We start from the raw sequence: 5,912 nt of genomic DNA, 5'->3' as shown, positions 1-5,912 counted from the left end.
CTTGATGACGCTGTGCATCGAGATGCGCCCCACCCCGGCCACCACGTTGAGCACCGTGCCCACCGGCGGGGTGATGAGGCCGATGGCGCCGTTGAGCACGAACATCAGGCCGAAATACACCGGGTCAATCCCCGCCTTGACGGCGATGGGCAGCATCACGGGCRCAAAGATCAGGATGGTGGGCGTGAGGTCCAGCGCCGTGCCGATGAGCACCAGCACGATCATCATCACAGCCATCAAGAGGCGCGGGTTCTCCACCAGCGGGCCCAGCCAGTTCGTCAGCACATTGGGCAGGTCGGCCAGCGTGATCATGTAGCTGGCCACTTGGGCACCAGCACACAAAAACATCACGATGGAGGTCGTCTTGGCCGCCCGCACCAGCACGCCGTAGATGTCGGCAAGCTTCATCTCGCGGTGGATGAACAAGGCCACCACCAGCGCATAGAACGCAGCCACCACGGCGGCCTCGGTGGGCGTGAACACGCCGGTCTTCATACCGCCGATGATGATGAGCGGCATCAGCATCGCCCAGAAGGCGCGCACGGTGGCCCGCAAGCGGTCCTGGATGGGCAGGGGCTCGCCCTTTGGCAGGTCCATGTCGCGCAACACCCAGCGCCAGGCAAAGATGAGACCCACGCCCATCATCAGCCCCGGCACGATGCCGGAGACAAACAGCGCCGAGATCGAGGTGTTGGTCGTCACACCGTAGATCACAAAGGGCATGGACGGCGGAATGATGGGCGCGATGATGCCGCCCGAGGCAATCAGCCCGGCGGATGTGTTCATGGGGTAGCCCTGCTGGCGCATCATGGGCAGCAGGATGGTGGCCAGCGCGGCGGTGTCGGCCAGGGCCGACCCGCTCATGCTCGCCATCAGCACCGCAGCACCAATCGCCACATAGCCCAGCCCGCCCCGGATGTGCCCCACCCAGGCCTGCGCCATGTCGATGATGCGGCGGCTGATGCCGCCGGAGTTCATCAACTCACCCGCCAGGATGAAGAAGGGCACGGCCAGGAGCGGAAAGCTGTCCACCCCGGCCACCAGGTTCTGTGCGAGCAACTGCGCATCCCAGAAGTCGAGCACCCAGGCCATGCCTGCGCCCGTGAGCACCAGGGCGAGGCCCATGTTCATGCCGGTGCCCATCAGCACCAGCATGCCCAGCGAAAAAACAAGAAAAGCCTGCGCTTCGGGTCCCATGGTCACTCCACCTCAGCGCCATGACCGAGGTCCAGCGGCTTGCGTTGAATCAATTCGACGGTTGCCATCACACCAATGGCCACCGCGCACAAAAAGGCCGGCAGCGGCAGCAGCGCAGCGGGGTAGGCCATGACGACCGAGCGGCTGCCCATGCCCACCACCACCTGCTGCCAGGCACCCCAGGCCAGCATCGCGCTGGCGGTGATCACCAGCAGCCGGATCACGGCGGTCAGCAGGCCAAAGGCCACCGGGCGCTTAGCCAGCAGGCCTGCCAGGCTGGTGAAGGCCATGTGTTCGCCTGCCGGATAGGCCGCTGCGGCACCGATGAACACCATCCAGACGAACAACAGGCGCGACAGTTCTTCACTGGCTGCCACGCCGCTGCCAAAGCCGTAGCGCAGCACCACGTTGATGAACACGGCCACGGCCATCACACCCAGGCAGCTGGCCATGAGCACCTGGGAGATCCGCGCAAAGCGGCTCTGCGGCACGGCTTGTTGTGCGGGGGAACTCATGCGGTCTCCTTCGTGGCCAGCCAGGCCGAGGCTTGCTGTTGCAGCGTGGGCAGGTCCAGCAATGCATCCAGGCGCAGCACGCCCGCCTCGCCCACGGGGGATTCCAGCGTGGCGAACTGGCTGTCCACCAAGGCGCTGGAGAAAAAGTGGGTGCCCGCACGGGCGGCCACGCGTTGGCCTGCGCTCGCGCGGTCGATCTCCAGAAAGACGAAACGCAGCCCGGGGCAGGCGTTGCGCAAGCGGTCCCGGTAGACCTTCTTGAGCGCCGAGCAGGTCAACACCGCGCCCTGGGGCTGGGCTTGCAGCAGTTGCCCCAAGGTGGTCAGCCAGCCTTCCCGGTCTGCATCGGTCAGTGCAATGCCTTGGCGCATCTTTTCGCGGCTCGTGGGGCTGTGGTGGTCGTCCCCTTCGATCAGGGGCAGGCTCTCGGCCTGTGCCAGGGCAGAACCCAGGCTCGACTTGCCGCAGCCCGCCACGCCCATGACGACCACAAAAGCGGGTGACGCTTGAAAACTCATATTGGTAGCGCTATCCAAACAATCCATAAAAAAGGCACCCGGTCTGGATGCCGCACAAACTGTGGCAAGCTGAGCAACTTGATCCCAAATGGCTGGCGTTGCCTTGCCCAAGAGTTTGGACAGCGCTATCCTAACCAGATCCATCCCCAGCCCCATGAGGGTTAACCCTTGAACAAACCCGAGACAAAACCCGACGCCAAACGCCGCTCCAGCGGCCGCATCACGCTGAGCGACGTGGCCAAGGCCGCCGAGGTCAGCCCCATCACTGCCTCCCGCGCCCTGCGGGGAGAACGCGGCGTGGCGCAAGAACTGGTGCAGCGCGTAAAAGTCGCCGCTGAGCAATTGGGCTATGTGCCCGACCCCGCAGCGCGCGCACTCGCTTCACAGCGCAGCGTGCAGGTGCCTGTGCTGGTGCCGCTGCTGTCCAACGCGCTGTTTGTGGACGTGCTGGAGGCCGTGCATCGCACGCTGTTCCCGCAGGGCTACCAGGCGCTGATCGGCGTCACGCACTACGACCCGCAAGAGGAGGAGCAGCTGCTGCGCACCTACCTCGCGCACCGTCCGGCCGGGCTGCTGGTCACCGGCTTTGACCGCACCGAGGCCGCGCGCCACCTGATTGCCGCCAGCGGCGTGCCCTGCGTGCACCTGATGGAGATGACCTCGGCCCCCGGCGTGTTCTGCGTGGGGTTTTCGCAGCAGGATGCAGGCCACAGCATGACGGACCACCTGCTGGCGCGTGGCTACCAAAAGATCGCTTTTGTAGCCGCCCAGCTGGACCCCCGCACCATGCAGCGCGCAGAGGGCTACCGCCGCTGTCTGCGCGAAGCCGGCCTGTACGACCCCAAGCTGGAGCTGCTGAGCCCGCAGCCCTCATCGATGCGGCTGGGTGGCGAACTGCTGGAAGAGCTGCTGCGCACCCGCCCCGGTGTCGATGCCGTGTTCTTCTGCAATGACGACTTGGCCCAGGGCGGCCTGCTGGCCGCGCAGCGCCTGGGTCTGTCGGTGCCCGGCCAAGTGGCCATTGCGGGCTTCAACGACCTGGCAGGCAGCGACCAGATGCTGCCGCCGCTGACCACGGTCCACACGCCACGCTCCGCCGTGGGCGAGGCCAGCGCACGCATGCTGCTGACGCTGATGCGCGGCGAGGTGCCAGAGTACAACTCGGTGAATCTGGGGTTTGAGCTGACGGTGCGCGAGAGCACCTGACCCCTCTCTCCGCGGCGCCCACCGGAAGCCACAGCGCCGCCCAGACCTACGCCRAGACCCGGCGGCAACACGGTCGCTCGTCTCGCGCAGACAACCCACTCCCTCACTATCGCTCAGGCCAGGGTGAGCGCCGTCGCACGCCACAACCGTCGCGTGCGCACCCCCCACTTTGCCCACCTTTGAGCTCACGCCTCCTACCGGCCCTGCAGACGGGACGAGACCCTGACAGTCACGCAGCGCACGCCGTCGCGGCGGTACCTCCTACCCAGCATGCGACTCGGAGTCAGCGCACAGAGCTCTCACTCCAATTTAAGACAATATATTTTCACAAAGGCAACAAAAATTTTTTATCAAAGGTGCTCTTATCTACCGATAAATCTATCGATTTCTGGGAAAAATTCGGGTTAACACTTACCTCGCCACAAACGACAACTGTTTGACACATTCAATTTGTATCATTACGATAAGCAAATATGTTGTCTTAATTGCCTTCTGCTGTTGTAGCAGGGGGTGTGCCCCGAACTACTCAGGAGAGAACCATGCGCAATCTGAATGGAAAGACCGTGATCGTGACCGGCGGCGGCGGCGGCATTGGTGGGGCCACCAGCCGCCGCTTTGCCGAAGAAGGTGCCAAGGTGGCTGTGTTCGACATGAACCTGGAGGCTGCGCAGAAAGTGGCCGAAGGCATCCAGGCTGCAGGGGGCGTGGCCCAGGCCTTCCAGTGCAATATCACCCAGCGCACCCAGGTAGATACCGCCGTGGCAGCGGCCGAAGCTGCCCTGGGACCCATCGATGTACTGGTCAACAACGCCGGCTGGGATGTGTTCAAGYCTTTCACCAAGACCGTGCCTGCCGAGTGGGACAAGCTCATTGCCATCAACCTGACGGGCGCCCTGCACATGCTGCACGCCGTGCTGCCCGGCATGGCAGAGCGCAAGAAGGGCCGCATCGTCAACATCGCGTCCGATGCGGCGCGCGGTGGTTCGTCCGGCGAGGCGGTGTACTCCGCGTGCAAGGGAGGGCTGGTGGCCTTGTCCAAGACGCTGGCCCGGGAGCACGCCCGCCAGAACATCACCGTCAACGTGGTCTGCCCCGGCCCCACCGACACCGCACTGCTGGCCGGTGTGGCTGAAGGCGCCCGCGACCCCGCCAAGCTGCTGGAAGCGTTTCGCAGCGCCATCCCCCTGGGCCGCCTGGGCCAGCCCGATGACCTGGCCAGCGCCATTGCCTTCTTTGGCAGCGATGACGCGGGCTTCATCACCGGCCAGGTCATCAGCGTGTCGGGCGGCCTGACCATGCACGGTTGATCCCCGGATACCTCCTTACCTTTACCGAGAGAACACCATGAATTTCGAAGACATCCTGTACGAAGTGCGCAACGGCGTGGCCTGGATCACCATCAACCGGCCCGACAAGATGAACGCCTTTCGCGGTCAGACCTGCGACGAAATCATCAAGGCGCTGAACAAGGCCGGCTATGACCGTGATGTGGGTGCCATCGTGCTGGCCGGCGCTGGCGATCGCGCCTTCTGCACTGGCGGCGACCAATCGGCCCACAGCGGCAACTACGACGGCCGCGGCACCATTGGGCTGCCTATGGAAGAGCTGCACACCGCCATCCGCGACGTGCCCAAGCCCGTGATCGCCCGCGTGCAAGGTTTTGCGATCGGCGGCGGCAACGTGCTGGCCACCATCTGTGACCTGACCATCTGCTCCGACAAGGCGCAGTTCGGTCAAGTCGGTCCCAAGATGGGCTCAGTGGACCCCGGCTACGGCACGGCTTTCCTGGCCCGGGTCGTCGGAGAAAAGAAAGCGCGCGAGATCTGGTACCTCAACCGCCGCTACAGCGGCGCCGAGGCCGTAGCCATGGGCCTTGCCAACTTCTGCTTCCCGCACGACGAGCTGGATGCAGAAGTGCAAAAAATTGGTGAAGAGCTGTGCGAGCGCAGCCCCACCGCGCTGGCCATTGCCAAGCGCAGCTTCAACGCAGACACCGCCCACCAGGCTGGCATTGCGGGCCTGGGCATGTATGYGCTCAAGCTGTACTACGACACCGAAGAGTCGCGAGAAGGCGTGAACGCTTTGAAAGAGAAGCGCAAGCCCGAATTCCGCAAGTACGTGAAGTAAGCAACCGCCGGAGAAGAACGATGAACCCGAACCCGTACATCAACGAAGACCTGCAGGCACTGGCTGAAACGGTGCGCCGCTTTGCGCAGGAGAAGGTCGCGCCTGGCTTTTTGGAGCGCGACAAGACCCGGGTGCTGGACCGCGCCCTGCTGCGTGAAATGGGCTCGCTCGGGTTCATCGTGCCGGAGTTGCCCGAGCAGTTCGGCGGACTGGGCATGGGGTGTCTGGCTGCGGGCGTGATCCACGAAGAGATTGCCCGCGCCGACCTGAGCTTCTCGTACCTGAATCTGCTGGCATCGCTCAACGCGCAGATCCTGTCCAAGTATGGCAACCCTGACGTGGTCGGCCC

7 protein-coding genes are annotated in these 5,912 nt (G+C 64.2%); 4 read left to right on the top strand and 3 right to left on the bottom strand.

Features of this window, described 5'->3' with window-relative positions; genetic code table 11:
- From AC04MI_RS22940 to AC04MI_RS22930, 3 genes are all read right to left on the bottom strand, one after another.
- The coding region (locus AC04MI_RS22940) for a TRAP transporter large permease (protein WP_476498790.1) at positions 1 to 1,197 on the bottom strand (1,197 nt) is incomplete at its 3' end.
- A 2-nt stretch (positions 1,198 to 1,199) separates the two neighbouring features.
- On the bottom strand, positions 1,200 to 1,712 hold the full coding sequence (locus AC04MI_RS22935) for a TRAP transporter small permease (RefSeq protein WP_056743984.1): 513 nt from the start codon (positions 1,710 to 1,712) through the stop codon (positions 1,200 to 1,202).
- A complete protein-coding gene (locus AC04MI_RS22930) occupies positions 1,709 to 2,230 on the bottom strand; it encodes a gluconokinase (RefSeq protein ID WP_235511549.1) in 522 nt (173 codons plus the stop codon). Before AC04MI_RS22930 ends, AC04MI_RS22935 begins: the two co-directional genes overlap by 4 nt.
- A 168-nt stretch (positions 2,231 to 2,398) precedes the next feature.
- On the opposite strand from AC04MI_RS22930, the gene gntR reads away from it, so the two are divergent.
- The 4 genes from gntR to AC04MI_RS22910 all read left to right on the top strand — a co-directional run.
- The gene (gene gntR / locus AC04MI_RS22925) at positions 2,399 to 3,436 is read left to right on the top strand and encodes an HTH-type transcriptional regulator GntR (protein ID WP_056743981.1); all 1,038 of its coding nucleotides are present in this window, start codon (positions 2,399 to 2,401) and stop codon (positions 3,434 to 3,436) included.
- Positions 3,437 to 3,975: 539 nt separating this feature from the next.
- On the top strand, positions 3,976 to 4,743 hold the full coding sequence (badH, locus tag AC04MI_RS22920; protein ID WP_476498789.1) for a 2-hydroxycyclohexanecarboxyl-CoA dehydrogenase: 768 nt from the start codon (positions 3,976 to 3,978) through the stop codon (positions 4,741 to 4,743).
- Positions 4,744 to 4,780: 37 nt separating this feature from the next.
- Complete coding sequence (gene badI, locus AC04MI_RS22915; RefSeq protein WP_476498788.1) at positions 4,781 to 5,563, top strand: 2-ketocyclohexanecarboxyl-CoA hydrolase; 783 nt, start codon at positions 4,781 to 4,783, stop codon at positions 5,561 to 5,563.
- Between the two features lie 20 nt (positions 5,564 to 5,583).
- Positions 5,584 to 5,912, top strand: a 329-nt coding sequence (locus AC04MI_RS22910; protein WP_476498787.1) for an acyl-CoA dehydrogenase family protein, incomplete at its 3' end; no start/stop codon positions are given.

It is taken from the genome of Acidovorax sp. LjRoot204 (genome assembly GCF_056175785.1).
Note: the sequence above shows the minus strand (reverse complement) of the source record. Positions and strands in the feature narration are given on the sequence as shown.

Excerpts from the sequence above, each read along its gene's own strand:
- AC04MI_RS22935 (WP_056743984.1), bottom strand. The coding sequence starts at position 1,712 with ATGAGTTCCCCCGCACAACAAGCCGTGCCGCAGAGCCGCTTTGCGCGG.
- AC04MI_RS22930 (WP_235511549.1), bottom strand. The coding sequence starts at position 2,230 with ATGAGTTTTCAAGCGTCACCCGCTTTTGTGGTCGTCATGGGCGTGGCG.